This window comes from Pseudomonas extremaustralis, assembly GCF_900102035.1.
Classification (GTDB): Bacteria; Pseudomonadota; Gammaproteobacteria; order Pseudomonadales; family Pseudomonadaceae; genus Aquipseudomonas; species Aquipseudomonas extremaustralis.
In genome coordinates, this window is record NZ_LT629689.1 from 3,035,841 (window position 1) to 3,052,597 (window position 16,757).

Consider the following 16,757-nt stretch of genomic DNA (forward strand, 5'->3'; position numbering starts at 1 on the left):
CCGGACCAGTTTAGAAACAATCACCGCTGAGTTTGTCCAACGCCCGATCCGCCTGCCCTTCCGCCTCAGCCATGGTGCGATGCCACACCCCGACACAGGGCTGTAGATCGGCTTGATGCTCGGCCTGGGCCAACCACTGCCAGCAGTCATGCCAATCACCCAGTGCCGCCTGGGCTTTCTTCAGGTGTAACAGGGACTTGGCGGGGAGCTTGTCCAGTTCGGGATAGGCTTCGGCGGCATAACGCACGCGCTTGATCAACAGACGCAGACGGTGACGGTCATGGCTGGGGTCCTGCAGTGCGTCATCGAGCTTCTGCCATTGCTTGCTCAGACGTTTCTTGATGCGTCGGCGCAGGCCCTTGAGCAGTTTCTGGTGTTCGCAGGCGCGGATAAAACGCGGAAACGCATCGAGGATTTGCAGCAGTTGCGCCAGCTCAGGGCTTTGTGCAACCCGGCGATAGGTCTCAGGTTGCAGGCGCAGGCGACGATCTGCGGCGTCCTGATGACCATGCTGATACAAATACGCCGCCAGGACCTCGCGGTCACGCAGCGGCGTGGTCAGCTGACCGACCGTGCTGGCGGCCGATTCAAGCTGTTCCACCCCCGGCAACCCGCGCAAGGGGCGCAACAAGCTGCGCAGGCGGCGCACGGTAGTGCGCAAATCGTGCAGGGCTTCATCGTCGGTGACGGCGGCGAGGCGAGCCTGGCAGCTCAGTAACCCTACTTCCAGTCCAATGACTTGAGCGACTAGCTGATCGACCAAAGCTGACATCCCTTCCTCCCCAGACAATGAAAAACCCTGCGGTACTCAAGATCGCTGACGCCACCTCGTTGCTCTTGGCAACGGCTACGGATCAACGACCGGCGCGCGACTCACGAATATAGAACCGCGCTTTCTCGGCCTTGTTGGAACAGCCTTCAAACGCTTCAAACTGCTGCTGGGTCTTGGCGCCAGTCAACAGGGACAACGCCTTGGAGTAACTCACGGTACCGGCAAAACCTTCGGCCTTGGCCAGGTCCAGCTCTTTCCAGGCTGCGTCCAATTGCGTGCCGCAGCTGTCGCGGTACGCCGTTTTCCCGGCGCAACCGGCCAGGGCCAACAGGATCACAGGCACACACATCCAGGCTTTCATCGATGACACCTCAAAATTAAAGAAACACAGTCGTACGGTGTAGACGTTGCCTACAAGGAAAAGTGCCTTGTCCACAGCCTGAAATCAGAAGCGCCTATTGCCAGAGCATACCCGAGCCTAGTCGCTATTCTGGAAAAATATTACACGTTTCACGAAGATTGAAGCGGCCCCCTCAATAGGTGCATTGTGGACGCCTGCTCAGTGAAGGACATCGACCATGAAGAAACGTGTTGCCTTGGTACTGGGCTCTGGCGGGGCCCGTGGCTACGCCCATATCGGGGTGATCGAGGAAATCGAACGACGCGGCTATGACATCGCCTGTGTCGCCGGCTGTTCCATGGGCGCCGTAGTGGGCGGGATTTATGCCGCCGGCAAGCTGGACGAGTATCGCAACTGGATCGAAAGCCTCGACTACCTCGACGTGCTGCGCCTGGTGGACGTGAGTTTTCGCCTTGGCGCGATTCGCGGCGAGAAGGTGTTCGGGCAGATCCGCAAGATCGTCGGCGAAATCAATATCGAAGAACTGCGCATCCCCTATACCGCCGTCGCCACCGACCTGACCAACCAACAGGAAATCTGGTTCCAGGAGGGCTGTCTGCACCAGGCCATGCGTGCCTCGGCGGCGATTCCCAGCCTGTTCACCCCGGTGATGCAAGGCAATCGCATGCTGGTGGACGGTGGCTTGCTCAACCCGTTGCCTATCGTGCCGGTGGTGTCCAGCCATTGCGACTTGATCATCGCGGTCAATCTCAATGCCACCAACCAGAAGCACTACCAATTGCCGGTGATCCAACGCCCGCCAGCCTTCAAGAGCCGTTTCAACAGCCTGGCGAAGTCATTGGGCTCGCACCTGCCGTTTCGACGCAAGCAAGCCGAGCAGCTAATAAAGCTGGAACAGGAAGCCTTGCAGGCCCAGGCGGCGGAGATCAACCCATGGCTGGAATCGGCGGAACCCGAATCCCAGCAACCCGCCGCCGCACCGGAAAAGCCCGGGGCCCCGAAGTCGGCCACCGGTTCGTTCATCATTGATAACGTCGGCCCGGCGTCATTGCTGGACCTGATCAACCAGAGCTTCGAGGTGATGCAGACGTCGCTGGCGCAGTACAAGATCGCCGGTTACCCGCCGGATATCCTGATCAACGTACCGAAGCGGGTGTGCCGGTTTTTCGAGTTCTACAAGGCGCCGGAATTGATCGCCCTGGGGCGGGAAATTGCCAGTGATACGTTGGATCGGTATGAGAGTGAGCAACGCTGAGATGGGGGGTGTGGCCAATGGTCCTATCGCGAGCAAGCCCGCTCCCACAGTTAGATTGCGTTCACAGATCAAAATGTGTGCGGGCTTGCTCGCGATAGGCCCCCCCGCCCCGATAAAGCCCCATCAGGCCTGAGCCTCCAGCAATCGATACCCTACCCCCGCCTCGGTCACGATAAAGCGTGGCTGGGTCGGATCATCCGCCAGTTTCTGGCGCAAGTGGCCCACGACGATGCGCAGGTAATGGCTGTCTTCGGTGTGGGTCGGCCCCCAGATGTCCTTGAGCAGTTGCTGCTGGGTGATCACCCGCCCAGGATGGCGCGCCAGTTGTGCCAGCACTGCGTATTCCTTGCGGGTCAGCGCCACTTCGGCACCGTCCAACAGTACGCGCCGATAGGCCAGGTCCACCGTCAACGGCCCGAACCGCAAGGCCGCTTCCTGGACCTCCCCCGCTGGCGCCTGCCGCAGCAACGCGCGCACCCTGGCCAGAAACTCCTGGATACCGAAGGGTTTGGTCACGTAGTCATTGGCACCGCCGTCGAGGGCCTCGACCTTCTGCACTTCGCTGGCGCGTACCGACAGCACCAGCACCGGCACCGTCGACCACTCACGAAATTCACGCAGCACCTGATGCCCGTCCATATCCGGCAGGCCAAGGTCGAGCACCAGCAAATCCGGCTTGCTCAACGCCGCCTGGGCCAGTCCTTCGTTGCCAGTGCTGGCTTCGATCACCTTGTAGCCCTGGGAGGCCAGGCTGATGCGCAGGAATTTGCGGATCTGCGGTTCGTCATCAATGACTAAAATCGTCGCGGTCTGGCTCATGGGGTCCCATCAAAATCCATGTAACAACTCATTGTAGAAGCGAGGGCGGACGCGTGGTTCTGGCTCGCGCGAGATACAAGGGCACCGCGTGTATTCAGAATGTCATCATTCTCGTTACAGAACTTCGCCAGCGCGCTCGCGCCTACATATCACGTTCCAAGCCAGGCTGCGTCGGCAACGGCAGGAACAAGGTGATGCAAGTACCGCGTCCTTCAATGCCATCGGCCACTTTGATATGCCCACCGTGGGCACCGACCATGCCCTGACAGATCGCCAGGCCGAGGCCCGTGCCCTGTCCGCCGCGATCGCCACGAGCTGCGGTATAGAACATATCGAAGATCTTTGCACGCTCATCCTCGGGAATCCCCGGCCCCTCATCGGCCACGGCGAAAAACAGCTGGTTGCCCGATACGCCGGCGCTCAGCTGCAATCGGCCATGGGGCGGCGAAAAGCGCGCCGCGTTTTCCAGCACATTGACCAGCGCCTGTTCGATCAACGCCGCATGCACATACAGCAACGGTAGCTCAGGTGGCACATCGGTGCTCACCTGCAACGGCGCCAGCACCGCACGTAAACGACCGAGGGCGCTGCCGACGATATCGCCAGGCGACACCCAGTCCCGTGCCAGCTTCAGCGCGCCGTGGCCCAGGCGCGTCATGTCCAGCAGGTTCTGGATATAGCGGTCCAGACGCTCGGCCTCATCGCGAGTGCCTTCGAGCAATTCGCGGCGATCTTCCAGGGGAATGGCTTCGCCGAGCGCCAGCAGGCTGTCGATGCTGCCCCGCATGGACGTCAGCGGCGTGCGCAAATCATGGGACACCGAGGCCAGCAAGGCGCTGCGCAATTGCTCGGTTTCGCCGTGCAGGCGCGCCGACTCCAAATCCTGCGCCAGCTGGGCGCGTGCCAGCGCCTGGGCCAGCGGTTGACTCAACGCGGTCAGCAGGCGACGGCGCTGGCCGCTCAGTTCCAGCCCCGGTTTCGCGCTGACGCCGAGCAGGCCCAACGGCCCGTCTTCGCCCGACAGCGGCCACCACCACCAGCGCCCAAAGGGCAAGGTGCCGGTACCCTTGCCCGCCGGCTGGTCGTGCTGCCAGGCCCAATCGGCGGCGGCGCGCTCGGCTTCGGTGAAGGTCAACGGGCCGCCGGTCTCGACTTTCCAACCGCCCTGGCCGTCGCGATTGACCAGACACAGATCCAGGTCGCTCCAGCCTTCCAGGTGGTGCGCCGCCGCACTGATCACCGCCTGGCGATCGGTGGCGGCGGTGAGTTTGCGCGACAAGTCGAGCAGTTCGCTGGTTTCTTCCTGAGTGTCGCGCAGCGCCTGCAACTGTCGGCGTTGTCGTGCGGCGAGGTTGCCGGTCAGGGCCGCCATCAGCAGGAAAAACAACAGGGTCAGCACGTCTTCTTCGCGCTGGATGGCGAAGGAAAATCTCGGTGGGATAAACAGGAAGTCGTAAGTCAGGAAAGACAACGCCGCACACACCAGCGACGGGCCCAGGCTGCTGCGCACCGCCACCAGCAGCACGGCGGCGAGAAACACCAGGGAGATGTTCGGCAGCGGCAATACGCTGGATACGGCCCAGGCCACGGCGGCGGCGACGATGGTCGCGACTACCGCCAGGGCGTAGTCGAACCAGACCAACCCACGCACATCCGGCAGGCGCGGCGCTGCGGGGATGTCATCGCTGTCGAGCACGCTGATTTCCAGGCCCCGCGCATGGCGCAGCAAGCGCATTGCCAAGCCGCCGCCAAACAGACGCCGCCGCCAGCGCATCCGCGACTGTCCCACCAGCAGCAGGCTGGCGCGGCGTTCGACGGCATGCTGGATCAATGTCTTGGCCACCTCCCCGGCACGCAACAGCACCACTTCGCCACCCAGGCGCTCGGCCAGTTGCTGGGCGTTTTGCAGACGCAGGCGCGATTGCTCGTCGACCGCGCGGCCGTTATCGATATGCACCAGGCTCCACGGCAAATGCCGGCGCTGGGCGACGCGGCTGGCATGGCGCACCAGGCGTTCGGCTTGGGCATCGCCGTCCACGCCCACCAGCAAGCGACCGCGCACCGCCGGCGCGGCTTGGCCGAGCTGGCGATAGCCTTGGGCCAAATCGTCGTCGACGTGGGCGGCGGCGGTTTGCATCGCCAGTTCGCGCAGGGCCATCAGGTTGGTCTGGGTGAAGAACGCATCGATGGCTGCCCGGGCCTGTTCAGGCACGTAGACCTTGCCATCGCGCAGGCGCTCGAGCAGTTCGCGGGACGGCAGGTCGATCAGCAGCAGTTCGTCGGCTTCTTGCAGCACCCAGTCCGGAAGGGTTTCACGCACCTGCACACCGGTAATCCCGCGCACCTGATCGTTCAGACTTTCCAGATGCTGGACGTTGACCGTGGTGAACACATTGATGCCGGCGTCGAGCAGTTCCTGAATATCCTGCCAGCGCTTTTCATGGCGGCTACCGGGGGCGTTGCTGTGGGCCAACTCGTCCACCAGCACCAGCTTGGGCTTGGCGGCGAGCAGGCCGTCGAGGTCCATCTCTTCAAGCATCACGCCGCGGTATTCGCTGCGCAGCAGCGGTTGTTGCGGCAGGCCGCTGAGCAAGGCTTCTGTCTCGGCGCGGCCATGGGTTTCGACCACGCCGGCGATCACTTTGACGCCCTGGCGCAGTTGGGTGTGGGCGGCCTGGAGCATGGCGTAGGTCTTGCCCACACCCGGCGCGGCGCCGAGGAAGACTTTGAGCCGGCCACGGCCGTTGCGGGGCAGATCGGCTAACAGGGCATCGGCGCGGCCGGAGTCGCTCATGCTTTACGGTTCCTTCAGGTGTTTAGGTATTAAGCCCACTGAAGCTCCAATGTGGGAGCGGGCTTGCTCGCGAAAGCGGTGTATCAGGCAGAAGATCTGTTACTGACAGACCGCTTTCGCGAGTAAGCCCGCTCCCACAAAGGGTTACAGTTTTTCCAGCGCCATGTTCAGCGCCAGCACATTCACCACCGGCGGGCCCACCAGCGGGCTTTCGGTGTGCTCATCCAGCAAGCGTTGCAGTGTGGACACCGGCACATTCCGTGCGGCGGCCACTCGCGCCAGTTGATAGGCAATCGCCTGGGGTGGCAAGTGTGGATCAAGACCACTGCCGGAGGTAGTGAGCGACACCAACGGCACCGGGCCCTGGCCTGGCACCTGCTGTTTATTGGCGTCATCGAACACGCGGGTAGCCAATGCCGGGTTGCTTGGGCCCAGGTTACTCGCGCTGCTGGAGACAGTCGCGAATGCGCCGGCCGAAGGGCGCGGATGGAACCAGCTGTCACCGGTAAAGTCCTGGGCGATCAGGCTGGAGCCGCGCACCTTGCCGCTGGCGTCGTGCACCAGGCTGCCATTGGCCTGCTCGGGAAAAGCGACTTGGGCGACACCGGTAACCACCAGTGGGTAGGCCACGCCGGTGATCAGGGTCATGAGCACCAGCAGGCTCAGGGCCGGGCGGATCATAGTGGACATTTCAGACTCCTCGAATCAGTTGGATTTACACCAGGTGCAGCGCGGTCAGCAGCATGTCGATCGCCTTGATACCCACGAACGGCACCAGAATCCCGCCCAACCCGTAGATCAGCAGGTTGCGCCGCAGCAGCGCCGCCGCATTCGCCGCCTGCACACGCACACCGCGCAGGGCCAGAGGGATCAGCACCACAATGATCAGCGCGTTGAACACGATGGCCGACAGAATCGCGCTCTGCGGGCTCTGCAGGTGCATCACGTTGAGCACGCCCAGTTGCGGATAGATCGAGGCGAACAACGCCGGCAGGATCGCGAAATACTTGGCCACGTCGTTGGCGATGGAAAAGGTGGTCAGCGCGCCGCGCGTCACCAGCAGTTCCTTGCCGATCTGCACCACGTCCAGCAGCTTGGTCGGGTCGCTGTCGAGATCGACCATGTTGGCCGCTTCACGGGCGGCCTGGGTGCCGTCGTTCATCGCCATGCCGACGTCCGCCTGGGCCAGCGCTGGCGCATCGTTGGCGCCGTCGCCGCACATCGCTACCAGGCGACCGTCGTTCTGTTCGTGGCGGATGCGTGCGAGTTTTTTCTCCGGAGTGGCTTCGGCCAACACGTCGTCCACGCCCGCTTCAGCGGCAATCGCGGCGGCCGTCAACGGGTTGTCGCCGGTGACCATCACGGTGCGGATGCCCAGCTTGCGCAGTTCGGCAAAACGCTCGCGAATACCGGGCTTGACAACGTCCTTCAGATGAATCGCACCGAGCAACTTGCCATCGGCGCACACCAGCAACGGCGTGCCGCCGCTCTGGGCAATCTTGTCGACTTCCCGCGACAACGCCGCTGGCAGTTCGCTGCGTGGTTGGCCGATAAAGGCCATCAGCGAGTCCACGGCGCCTTTGCGCAAAACACGGCCTTGATAGTCGACCCCGGACAAACGGGTTTCGGCACTGAACGGCACGACGGTCAATTCATCCAGGGAGGGCTCGGCCTGCGGGTGCAGGGCGCGCAGGTATTCGACGATGGACTTGCCTTCCGCAGTGTCATCGGCCAGGGACGCCAGCAGCGCCCCCTCGGCCAACTCCCTGCCGCTCACACCGGGAGCCGCGACCACCGCCGCACAGCGACGGTTACCAAAGGTGATGGTGCCGGTCTTGTCCAGCAGCAACACATGCACGTCACCCGCCGCTTCCACGGCGCGACCGGACTTGGCGATCACATTGAGGCGCACCAGGCGATCCATGCCGGCGATACCGATGGCCGATAACAAGCCGCCGATGGTGGTAGGAATCAGCGTCACCAGCAGTGCGACCAGGAACACCAACGGCAAGCTGCCATTCGCGAAGTGGGCAAACGGCTGCAAGGTCACGACCACCAGCAGGAAGATCAGGGTCAGGCCGATCAGCAGGATATCCAGCGCCACTTCGTTGGGGGTTTTCTGGCGTTTGGCGCCTTCCACCAGGGCGATCATGCGATCCAGGGTGGACTCGCCGGGGTTGGCGGTGATGCGGATCAACAGCCAGTCCGAGACCAGGCGGGTGTTGCCGGTGACAGCCGAGCGGTCGCCGCCGGATTCGCGGATTACTGGCGCGGACTCGCCGGTGATCGCCGCTTCGTTGACCGCTGCGATACCTTCGATGACCTCGCCGTCGCCCGGGATCATTTCCCCGGCGGCAACGCGCACCACATCACCTTTGCGCAGGCCGGTGGCCGGCACGACCTTGAAGCTGCCATCGGCTTCCCTGCGACGTGCACTCAGACCTTCGCTACCGGCCTTGAGGCTGTCGGCACGGGCCTTGCCACGCCCTTCGGCCAAGGCTTCGGCGAAGTTGGCGAACAGCACGGTGAACCACAACCACACGGCGATTTGCACCGCGACAAAGGTGGGCACGGCGGTATCGGGCACAAAGCACAGCACGGTAGTGAGGATGGCGGTCAGCTCGACCACCAGCATCACCGGCGAGCGTTGCAACTGGCGGGGGTCCAGCTTGACGAAAGCCTGGACCAGCGCCGGGCGCCACAGGGCGGAGATGGCGGTTTTGGCGGACTCCTGGGATTTGACCGGGGCCGCGTTTTTTGCAGGCATATTCATTTTCATATCCCTTAATCAGAAGCCCATGCTCAGGTGTTCAGCAATGGGGCCCAGTGCCAGCGTCGGCAGGAAGGTCAGGCCGCCCACCAGCAAAATGGTCACGGTCAACAGGGCCACGAACAGCGGGCCATGGGTGGGGAAGCTGTTCTGGCCAATCGGTGCGGTCTTTTTCATCGCCAGGCTGCCGGCCAGGGCCAGTACCGGGAGGATGTAACCGAAGCGGCCAATCAACATGCCCAGGCCCAACATCAGGTTGTGGAACGGGGTATTGGCACTGAAGCCGGCGAACGCCGAGCCGTTGTTGGCACTGGCCGAGGTGTACGCATACAGCAACTGACTGAACCCATGGGGACCGGGATTGCTGATGGCACCGGCCGGTCCAGGCAGGCTGGCGGCGATGGCGCCGAGCACCAGTACACCGATCGGCATCACCATCAGGGTCACGACCAGCAATTGCACTTCCTTGGCCTGGAGTTTCTTGCCCAGGTATTCCGGCGTGCGTCCGATCATCAGGCCGGCGAGGAACACCGCGATCAACACGTTGAGCAACATCCCGTACATACCGGCGCCGACGCCGCCGAAGATCACTTCGCCGACCATCATGTTGACCAGCGCCACCATCCCGCTGAGGGGGTTAAGGCTATCGTGCATGCCATTGACCGAACCGTTGGACGCTGCGGTGGTGGTCACCGACCACAGCACGGTGCCGGTTGTGCCGAAGCGCGCTTCCTTGCCTTCCAGCGGTGCGGCCTGCTCCACGACCGGGTTATTCAGCGCCGGGTTGGGCTGATACTCGGCCCACAGCGAGGTCGCGCCGCCGATCAGGAACAGTGCCAGCATGCAGCCGAGGATGGCGCGGCTCTGACGCAGATCCTTCACGTAGTGGCCAAAGGTAAATACCAGCGCCACCGGGATCAGGATGATCGAGACCAGCTCAAACAGGTTGGTCCAGGCCGTCGGATCTTCAAACGGGTGCGCCGAGTTGACACCGAAGAAGCCACCGCCATTGGTGCCCAATTGCTTGATCGCAATCTGGCTGGCCGCCGGGCCGAGGGGAATCACCTGGTCCGCGCCCTGCATCGTCACGGCATCGACGTAATGGGCGAAGGTTTGCGGCACACCCTGCCACACCAGGAACAGCGCCAGCACCAGGCACAACGGCAACAGGCCATAAAGGGTGGCACGGGTCATGTCGACCCAGAAGTTACCCAGTGTCTTAGTGGATTTGCGACCGATCCCACGGCACAAAGCGACCAGGACGGCCAACCCGGTGGCCGCGCTGACGAAGTTCTGCACAGTGAGGCCGACCATCTGGCTGAGGTAACTCAGGGACGCCTCACCGCTGTAGGACTGCCAGTTGGTGTTGGTGATGAAACTGACTGCGGTGTTGAAGGCCAGAGTCCATTCCAGGCCTGGCAACTTCTGCGGATTCAGGGGGAGGCTGCCCTGGAACAACAGGATCGCGAACAACAACAAAAAGCCCGCGAGGTTGAACGCGAGCAAGGCCAGCACGTATTTCTGCCAGCTCTGTTCCTCATGAGCGTCGACACCGGACACGCGATAACAGGCTCTTTCGACAGGCCCCAACACCGGGGTCAGCCAGGTGCGCTGGCCCTCCATCACCTTGTAATAGAACCGCCCGAGGAACGGCGCGGGCACCAGCACCATCGCGAAGAAGGCGATGATCAGCCAATAGTCATAACTGTGCATAGCCTGCTCCCTAGTTCCGATCCGCGCGTAACAGCGCAACCAGCAGATAAATGAACAGCGCCACTGCCAATAGCAGTGACACCCCGTCCAGAACGCTCATGGAAGTCTCTCCGTTTAGCGGCGAGTGCCGCGTGTGGGGCAATTGTCCGCAGGAGTGGCGTAAAGGAACGAGAGCGAGGGGGTGGGTGGGGCGTAAAGATGGCGTAAAGAATGGGTTTATGCGCAGGTTATACGGGGGTTCAAGCGTCTGGGCGGGCGCTATCGGGAGCAAGCCCCCTCCCACATCTGGACCGGATACATCCTTGGAATACGGTCAACATGTGGGAGGGGGCTTGCTCCCGATAGCGTCGGCACCGTCACCGCCGCACCTATCTGGTGCGACGCCGGGGAATTTCAAACGCCAAACCATCCCCCACACGACAGTTGCGCGGCTTTACGACAATGATTCTCAGGCTGGCATGGCCGCTGCAACACCTTGAATCATTCCAAACGGTTCAGGGAGAGCAGCACAATGAACACACAACTCAAACCCACCTTGGGCACCCTGCATTTATGGGGCATTGCGGTCGGGCTGGTGATTTCCGGGGAGTACTTCGGCTGGAGCTACGGCTGGGGCGTGGCAGGGACCTTGGGCTTTTTAGTCACCTCGCTGATGGTGGCGGCGATGTATACCTGCTTTATCTTCAGTTTCACCGAGCTCACTACTGCGATTCCTCATGCCGGTGGGCCGTTTGCCTACAGCCGTCGCGCCTTTGGTGAAAAAGGCGGCTTGATCGCCGGTCTCGCGACACTGATCGAATTTGTCTTCGCCCCGCCCGCGATTGCCTTGGCCATCGGCGCGTATCTGAACGTGCAGTTCCCCGCACTGGACCCGAAACACGCGGCCGTCGGCGCCTATATCGTCTTCATGGGCCTGAACATCCTCGGCGTGAAACTCGCTGCCACCTTCGAGCTGGTGGTGTGCGTGCTCGCCGTTGCCGAACTGCTGGTGTTTATGGGTGTGGTCGCTCCGGCATTCAGCTTCAGCAATTTCGCACTGAATGGCTGGGCCGGTTCCGACACCTTCGGCGCCCCGGCGATTGCCGGCATTTTCGCGGCGATTCCCTTTGCCATCTGGTTCTTCCTTGCCATCGAAGGCGCGGCCATGGCGGCCGAGGAAGCCAAAGATCCGAAACGCACCATTCCAAAGGCCTACATCAGCGGCATCCTGACCTTGGTGATCCTGGCCATGGGCGTGATGTTCTTCGCCGGCGGCGTAGGCGACTGGCGCGCCCTCTCGAACATCAACGACCCACTGCCCCAAGCGATGAAAACCGTGGTGGGCGAAAGCTCCGGCTGGCTGCACATGTTGGTGTGGATCGGCCTGTTCGGCCTGGTGGCGAGTTTCCACGGCATTATCCTTGGCTACTCACGCCAATTCTTCGCCCTGGCTCGCGCCGGCTACCTGCCGTCTTTCCTGGCCAAACTGTCACGCTTTCAGACACCCCACCGGGCAATCATCGCCGGTGGCGTGGTCGGCATTGCCGCGATCTACAGCGACGGCCTGATCAACCTGGGCGGCATGACGTTGACTGCGGCGATGATCACCATGGCGGTATTCGGCGCCATCGTGATGTACATCATGAGCATGCTCAGCCTGTTCAAACTGCGTAAGACCGAACCGTCGCTGGAACGCACCTTCCGCGCACCGGGCTACCCGATCGTGCCGGGCATTGCGTTGGTACTGGCCTTGGTGTGCCTGGTCGCCATGGCCTGGTTCAACGCACTGATCGGGCTGATCTTCCTGGGCTTCATGGCAGTGGGCTTCATCTACTTCCAGATGACCGCCCAAGACCGCGCCGACGCACCCGCGGATGCGATGTTGACCGGGCTCTGATCTACTGGAGGCAGAACGGGCCTACACTGAACTAGTAAGAAAGCCCGTTACTCAAAGCAGTTATTCCCGTGGGAAAATTCTCCCACGGCAATCTGCCTCAAGGAGAGCCTTATGCCGTGGTATGCATGGTTGATTTTAGTGGTCGCGATCGGGTCGATCGTCGGTGGGCTGATGATGCTGCGTGACAGCGCCAACAAAGTGGAACTCACCGACGAACAACGCAAGCGCGTGGCCGAGCGTAACGCCCAGGCGGATGCCAAGGATCGCTGAGCCTTGGGTTACTCCCAAGCCGCCTTGGCAATCTGCAACCCGTGCTGCCCCTTATAGGCAGCACGTTCCGGCTGGCTCCAGCCGTTGAGTAACGCCTCATCCACCTGGTAGATCTCAACCCCCAGCGGCCGACAGACCGTCAATGGGTCTTGCGCATCCGGCCCCCACATCGGCAGCGACAGATCGCCGCCTGGGCACGTCGACAGCGCGCACAGCAAATCAATTTCGGCAAAAAACTCCAGGTAATCGCCTTTCTCCGCCGGACAGGCCTTCATGAAATACATGTCGTCGTGATTCAGGCCGGTGCACTGGAAAATATTCAGCACGTCATGCACGTCGAACTCCGTCAGACCATGAGGTAAGACCGCACGGGTCAGGTTCGAGTGGCAATGATGATGGAAGTCCTCACCGGTAAGCATGCGGTTCACATAGGGGTCGCAACGCGTGCCAAGCAAATCGTGCAGGCGTCCACCATGCTCGTCGATGCCATAACTGGCCAAACTGTCATCGGTGATGGTGACCAAAGGCCGCAGAAAGGGCAGGTTCGACCACAGACGGTCATGAGTGCTGACATGGGCGCCCTGCAATTGGCGGGTGCGCGCCGCCCACAGGCGCTCGCGGGGGTCATTGGCGTTCCACACATTGAAGTCCCCGACCTGCGGCCCCACCGGCGTAGTGACACGAAACACATGCCCCGCCGGCACCTTCCATGCCCTACCCGTGCGGATCGGTACTTCGAACTGCTCAATCAGCGTGCGTTGCTCTTTTCGGTCACGAATCCGCTCATAAAACGCCGTATCGACCTGCAATGCCGAACCTTTGCTGACTTGGTAAGCGGCCGGATAGTCTTTGTACATGGTAGGGGCCTCGATCAGGGATGGGTAAATAGGGCCAACGACAGACGCTCCGAATCATCCAGGTACAGGCTCATCGCCTCCCCTGCCGCCGGTTTATCCTCTTGGACCAGTAGTTGGTAAATCTCTCGATCACGCTCCAGCCAGGGCGACTGGAACCGTTGCTCGTCGGGCGCAGCGCAAAACACCAGGCGCAGTTGCGCAATGACCTGGGCGAAAAACTCATCGAACAGCGGACTGCCCATCAAGCTGACGATTTGTTGGTGAAACACCAAGCTGTGAGTGGCGACCGCACGCCAGTCTTCACGCTCCCGAGCCAGGGTGGTGGCGTCGATAGCGTTTTGCATGCGTTCGGCTTGGTCTTGGCTAAGCGCACCGCTTTGGGCAATGGCCTGCAACTCAAGAGTGCGACGGACGACAAACAAATCCCGCACCTCATCCCGCTCCAAGCGGCGGACCATCACGCCCTTATTGCGCACATAGCGCGTCAGCCCTTCCTGGCCCAAACGGTGCAACGCTTCACGGATGGTATTGCGCGACGCGTTGTAGGCCTTGACCAGCTCTGCTTCGATCAACGCCATCCCCGGCAAGAGCCGTCCGGCGATGATATCGGCCCGAAGCTCAAGAGCGATTTGGTCGGCAAGAGACAAACTGAGTGTCATTGTTACCTCACGATTGTTGAACAATCTCGTAGGTAGAGTAATCACTTTTCATGCCAACGCCCCAAGCCCGAGGCATAAACGTCTGAATCCGCAGGACTCAGACGAAAAAAAGGCCGGTCAATGACCGGCCTCCTCGTCCCCCTTAATTCAGCGCCAACCTGTCGCGGTTCTTCTCCAGCAACGCCTTGCCGATACCTTTCACCTCCAACAACTCATCCACTGCCGTAAACGGACCATTACTTTCGCGATAAGCGACGATCGCCTTCGCCTTGGCCACACCAATCCCGAACAGATCGCGACGCAGGGTTTCAGCATCAGCGGCGTTCAAATTAACCTTGGCGGATTGCTCGGCCACAGGCATTTGAACCGTGATGGGGGTCGGCGCCTCGGGTTTGATGGACGGCGCTGCAGTGGTGGTGACCGAGAGCGTGGTGAGGAAGGCGAAGATTAGGGAGGTGATGTAGGTGTTTTGCATTGTGACGCTCCATGACATTGGTAAGAGAAAAAAGCAGCTTTTCCGAAGCTGCTTTTCAAACTTAGGCGATGGTGGGAATTCGTCAAAAATGCTTGAGTAACAGAGTGTTAAATCATGGTTCAAGACGGCGCTGCTGGTAGATCCAGTCGACTATTTCGCCATCGGGAGTATAGCCGCTGACTGTGTCGCGCAGGAGTTGGCGGACGCGGGTGTAATCGTCCTCATCGACCGCGGCCAACAGCTCGGCCAGCTTGCTCTTGAGCACGTCCCAGGAGAGATGGTCCTCGTTAGCACTCATGATCATGGGGTGCTGGGTGGCGACTACGTTGTCACCAATGAGTAACTCTTCGTAAAGCTTTTCGCCGGGGCGTAGGCCGGTGAATTCGATGGCGATGTCGCCGTGAGGGTTCTTGTCGGAGCGGACGCTGAGGCCGGAAAGATGGACCATTTTTTCAGCTAGCTCGACAATCTTTACTGGTTCGCCCATATCGAGTACAAACACATCACCACCCTGCCCCATTGAGCCAGCCTGGATAACCAGCTGCGCGGCTTCGGGGATGGTCATGAAGTAGCGGGTGATTTTGGGGTGGGTAACCGTCAAAGGGCCACCGGATTTAATCTGCTTATGGAATAGCGGAATAACTGAGCCCGACGAGCCCAATACATTGCCGAAGCGAACCATCGTAAAGCGGGTTTTGTTGACATGTGACACGTTGGCCCTATCACCAAACAACACGGGAGCCAATTCACGACTGAGCGCCTGTAACGTAAGCTCGGCCAAGCGCTTGGTGCTGCCCATCACATTGGTCGGGCGCACTGCCTTATCGGTGGAAATCAGGACGAAGTTGGCTACTCCCGCCTGCAACGCGGCCTGCGCGGTGCTGAGCGTACCAATAACATTATTCAACACACCTTCGGCAATGTTGTGCTCAACCATCGGTACATGCTTATAAGCAGCTGCGTGGTAGACAGTGTCCACACGCCAGGTTTTCATGACGTCCAGCAGTTTGGGCTGATTACGAACGGAGCCCAGAATCGGCAAAATATTGACCGACAACGACTCGCGCACAACTCGTTGTTCAAGTTCAGAAAGAATGCTGTAAAGGTTGAATTCACTATGTTCAAACAGCAGCAGAGTCGTCGGCCGTAGAGATAAGATCTGACGGCACAATTCGGAGCCAATAGAGCCGCCGGCCCCCGTAACCAAAACGCTTTGCCCTACGATGCAGCGCTCGAGCAAATCCCCTTGAGCCGGGACCGCGTCACGCCCTAGCAGGTCAGCAATATCGACTTCTTGGATATCATCAACCTTGACTCGGCCGCTGGCTAAATCCATGAAACCAGGGACACTTCGCACGTGAAGAGGAAACCCTTCAAGAAAACCAAGGATCTCACGGCGTCTGCCACGATTTGAGGACGGAATTGCAAGCAAGATTTCCTCGGCTCCCGTTACATCGATCATGCGTTGAATATTTTTGGGCTTATACACCTGAAGCCCCGAAATAACACGGTCAGAAATACTCACGTCATCGTCAATAAACGCAACGGGGCGCATCACGCGCCCCATGCGTAAAGCAGCAACCAACTGGTTACCCGCAGAACCAGCGCCGTAGATGGCGACTTTAGGCAGACCATTGTCGCGACTGGTGAACGGTACGTGTTGCGCGGCAGTGAACCAGTCACCCAAAAAATACTGACGCATTGCCAGACGCAGACCTCCGATGGTAATAAGACTGAGCCACCAATAATTGAAAATGATCGAGCGTGGCACCACGGTCTGGTGGTTGCTGTACCAATAAACAACCAATGCCAATATCAAAGATGACAGGCTCACGGCCTTGATAATTGCGATCAACGCGTCGTTGCCAAAATAACGCATGACGGCGCGGTACATACCAAAACGGACAAACAGGGGAATGGCGATCAGCGGCGCGGAGAGAAAGAGCCAGAGGTGCATACGGATAGGATTGATCATGTCGTCGATCCCCAGACGCACAAGAAAAGCCATCCAGAGTGCAAACCAAACGAGCACGATGTCTGTCATTACTTGGATAAATCGTTTATACCGACGAGGCAGGCCCAACAAATAGGTCCGTAACATATCCATAATTACCTCCAAACAGGTGCTGCAAAACA

General features: G+C 60.5%; 15 protein-coding genes. 3 read left to right on the forward strand and 12 right to left on the reverse strand.

Features of this window, described 5'->3' with window-relative positions; genetic code table 11:
* Positions 1–10 precede the first annotated feature (10 nt).
* The gene (locus BLR63_RS13895) at positions 11–772 is read right to left on the reverse strand and encodes a CHAD domain-containing protein (protein WP_010566538.1); all 762 of its coding nucleotides are present in this window, start codon (positions 770–772) and stop codon (positions 11–13) included.
* A gap of 82 nt (positions 773–854) precedes the next feature.
* On the reverse strand, positions 855–1,133 hold the full coding sequence (locus BLR63_RS13900) for a hypothetical protein (protein ID WP_010566537.1): 279 nt from the start codon (positions 1,131–1,133) through the stop codon (positions 855–857).
* A 217-nt stretch (positions 1,134–1,350) separates the two neighbouring features.
* Here BLR63_RS13900 and BLR63_RS13905 point away from each other — a divergent pair, with 217 nt between their 5' ends.
* Positions 1,351–2,388, forward strand: a complete 1,038-nt coding sequence (locus BLR63_RS13905; protein ID WP_010566536.1) for a patatin-like phospholipase family protein — start codon at positions 1,351–1,353, stop codon at positions 2,386–2,388.
* A 123-nt stretch (positions 2,389–2,511) separates the two neighbouring features.
* Here the strand turns inward: BLR63_RS13905 and BLR63_RS13910 are convergent, their stop codons facing one another.
* The 6 genes from BLR63_RS13910 to kdpF form a co-directional block, all read right to left on the reverse strand.
* Positions 2,512–3,207 carry a response regulator gene (locus BLR63_RS13910; protein WP_010566535.1) on the reverse strand — a complete coding sequence of 232 codons (696 nt, stop codon included), beginning with the start codon at positions 3,205–3,207 and terminating at the stop codon, positions 2,512–2,514.
* A gap of 142 nt (positions 3,208–3,349) precedes the next feature.
* Positions 3,350–6,001 carry a sensor histidine kinase gene (locus BLR63_RS13915; RefSeq protein ID WP_010566534.1) on the reverse strand — a complete coding sequence of 884 codons (2,652 nt, stop codon included), beginning with the start codon at positions 5,999–6,001 and terminating at the stop codon, positions 3,350–3,352.
* A gap of 144 nt (positions 6,002–6,145) precedes the next feature.
* On the reverse strand, positions 6,146–6,691 hold the full coding sequence (gene kdpC / locus BLR63_RS13920) for a potassium-transporting ATPase subunit KdpC (protein ID WP_010566533.1): 546 nt from the start codon (positions 6,689–6,691) through the stop codon (positions 6,146–6,148).
* A gap of 25 nt (positions 6,692–6,716) precedes the next feature.
* Positions 6,717–8,780, reverse strand: a complete 2,064-nt coding sequence (gene kdpB, locus BLR63_RS13925; protein WP_042947259.1) for a potassium-transporting ATPase subunit KdpB — start codon at positions 8,778–8,780, stop codon at positions 6,717–6,719.
* 9 nt (positions 8,781–8,789) lie between these two features.
* Positions 8,790–10,484 carry a potassium-transporting ATPase subunit KdpA gene (kdpA, locus tag BLR63_RS13930; RefSeq protein WP_010566531.1) on the reverse strand — a complete coding sequence of 565 codons (1,695 nt, stop codon included), beginning with the start codon at positions 10,482–10,484 and terminating at the stop codon, positions 8,790–8,792.
* Positions 10,485–10,494: 10 nt separating this feature from the next.
* On the reverse strand, positions 10,495–10,584 hold the full coding sequence (kdpF, locus tag BLR63_RS13935; protein ID WP_003218754.1) for a K(+)-transporting ATPase subunit F: 90 nt from the start codon (positions 10,582–10,584) through the stop codon (positions 10,495–10,497).
* 411 nt (positions 10,585–10,995) lie between these two features.
* Here kdpF and eat point away from each other — a divergent pair, with 411 nt between their 5' ends.
* Both eat and BLR63_RS13945 read left to right on the forward strand, forming a co-directional pair.
* Positions 10,996–12,360, forward strand: coding sequence for an ethanolamine permease (eat, locus tag BLR63_RS13940; protein WP_010566530.1), 1,365 nt, complete (start codon positions 10,996–10,998; stop codon positions 12,358–12,360).
* 111 nt (positions 12,361–12,471) lie between these two features.
* Positions 12,472–12,630 carry a DUF2897 family protein gene (locus BLR63_RS13945; RefSeq protein WP_010566529.1) on the forward strand — a complete coding sequence of 53 codons (159 nt, stop codon included), beginning with the start codon at positions 12,472–12,474 and terminating at the stop codon, positions 12,628–12,630.
* Positions 12,631–12,638: 8 nt separating this feature from the next.
* Here BLR63_RS13945 and BLR63_RS13950 read toward each other — a convergent pair whose 3' ends face one another.
* The 4 genes from BLR63_RS13950 to BLR63_RS13965 all read right to left on the reverse strand — a co-directional run bounded on the left by BLR63_RS13950 (position 12,639) and on the right by BLR63_RS13965 (position 16,731).
* A complete protein-coding gene (locus BLR63_RS13950; RefSeq protein WP_010566528.1) occupies positions 12,639–13,487 on the reverse strand; it encodes an urea carboxylase-associated family protein in 849 nt (282 codons plus the stop codon).
* A 14-nt stretch (positions 13,488–13,501) separates the two neighbouring features.
* Positions 13,502–14,146, reverse strand: a complete 645-nt coding sequence (locus tag BLR63_RS13955) for a GntR family transcriptional regulator (protein ID WP_042947258.1) — start codon at positions 14,144–14,146, stop codon at positions 13,502–13,504.
* Between the two features lie 142 nt (positions 14,147–14,288).
* Positions 14,289–14,621 carry a ComEA family DNA-binding protein gene (locus BLR63_RS13960; protein WP_010566526.1) on the reverse strand — a complete coding sequence of 111 codons (333 nt, stop codon included), beginning with the start codon at positions 14,619–14,621 and terminating at the stop codon, positions 14,289–14,291.
* A gap of 112 nt (positions 14,622–14,733) precedes the next feature.
* Complete coding sequence (locus BLR63_RS13965; protein WP_162097539.1) at positions 14,734–16,731, reverse strand: polysaccharide biosynthesis protein; 1,998 nt, start codon at positions 16,729–16,731, stop codon at positions 14,734–14,736.
* Positions 16,732–16,757: the final 26 nt, after the last annotated feature.

What these genes read in the sequence shown, in the direction of transcription:
- BLR63_RS13960 (WP_010566526.1), bottom strand. Translation starts at nt 14,621, where the DNA reads ATGCAAAACACCTACATCACCTCCCTAATCTTCGCCTTCCTCACCACG.
- kdpA (WP_010566531.1), bottom strand. Translation starts at nt 10,484, where the DNA reads ATGCACAGTTATGACTATTGGCTGATCATCGCCTTCTTCGCGATGGTG.
- BLR63_RS13900 (WP_010566537.1), bottom strand. Translation starts at nt 1,133, where the DNA reads ATGAAAGCCTGGATGTGTGTGCCTGTGATCCTGTTGGCCCTGGCCGGT.
- BLR63_RS13915 (WP_010566534.1), bottom strand. Translation starts at nt 6,001, where the DNA reads ATGAGCGACTCCGGCCGCGCCGATGCCCTGTTAGCCGATCTGCCCCGC.
- kdpC (WP_010566533.1), bottom strand. Translation starts at nt 6,691, where the DNA reads ATGTCCACTATGATCCGCCCGGCCCTGAGCCTGCTGGTGCTCATGACC.
- eat (WP_010566530.1), top strand. Translation starts at nt 10,996, where the DNA reads ATGAACACACAACTCAAACCCACCTTGGGCACCCTGCATTTATGGGGC.
- BLR63_RS13905 (WP_010566536.1), top strand. Translation starts at nt 1,351, where the DNA reads ATGAAGAAACGTGTTGCCTTGGTACTGGGCTCTGGCGGGGCCCGTGGC.
- BLR63_RS13895 (WP_010566538.1), bottom strand. Translation starts at nt 772, where the DNA reads ATGTCAGCTTTGGTCGATCAGCTAGTCGCTCAAGTCATTGGACTGGAA.
- BLR63_RS13945 (WP_010566529.1), top strand. Translation starts at nt 12,472, where the DNA reads ATGCCGTGGTATGCATGGTTGATTTTAGTGGTCGCGATCGGGTCGATC.
- BLR63_RS13955 (WP_042947258.1), bottom strand. Translation starts at nt 14,146, where the DNA reads ATGACACTCAGTTTGTCTCTTGCCGACCAAATCGCTCTTGAGCTTCGG.
- BLR63_RS13950 (WP_010566528.1), bottom strand. Translation starts at nt 13,487, where the DNA reads ATGTACAAAGACTATCCGGCCGCTTACCAAGTCAGCAAAGGTTCGGCA.
- kdpF (WP_003218754.1), bottom strand. Translation starts at nt 10,584, where the DNA reads ATGAGCGTTCTGGACGGGGTGTCACTGCTATTGGCAGTGGCGCTGTTC.
- kdpB (WP_042947259.1), bottom strand. Translation starts at nt 8,780, where the DNA reads ATGAAAATGAATATGCCTGCAAAAAACGCGGCCCCGGTCAAATCCCAG.
- BLR63_RS13910 (WP_010566535.1), bottom strand. Translation starts at nt 3,207, where the DNA reads ATGAGCCAGACCGCGACGATTTTAGTCATTGATGACGAACCGCAGATC.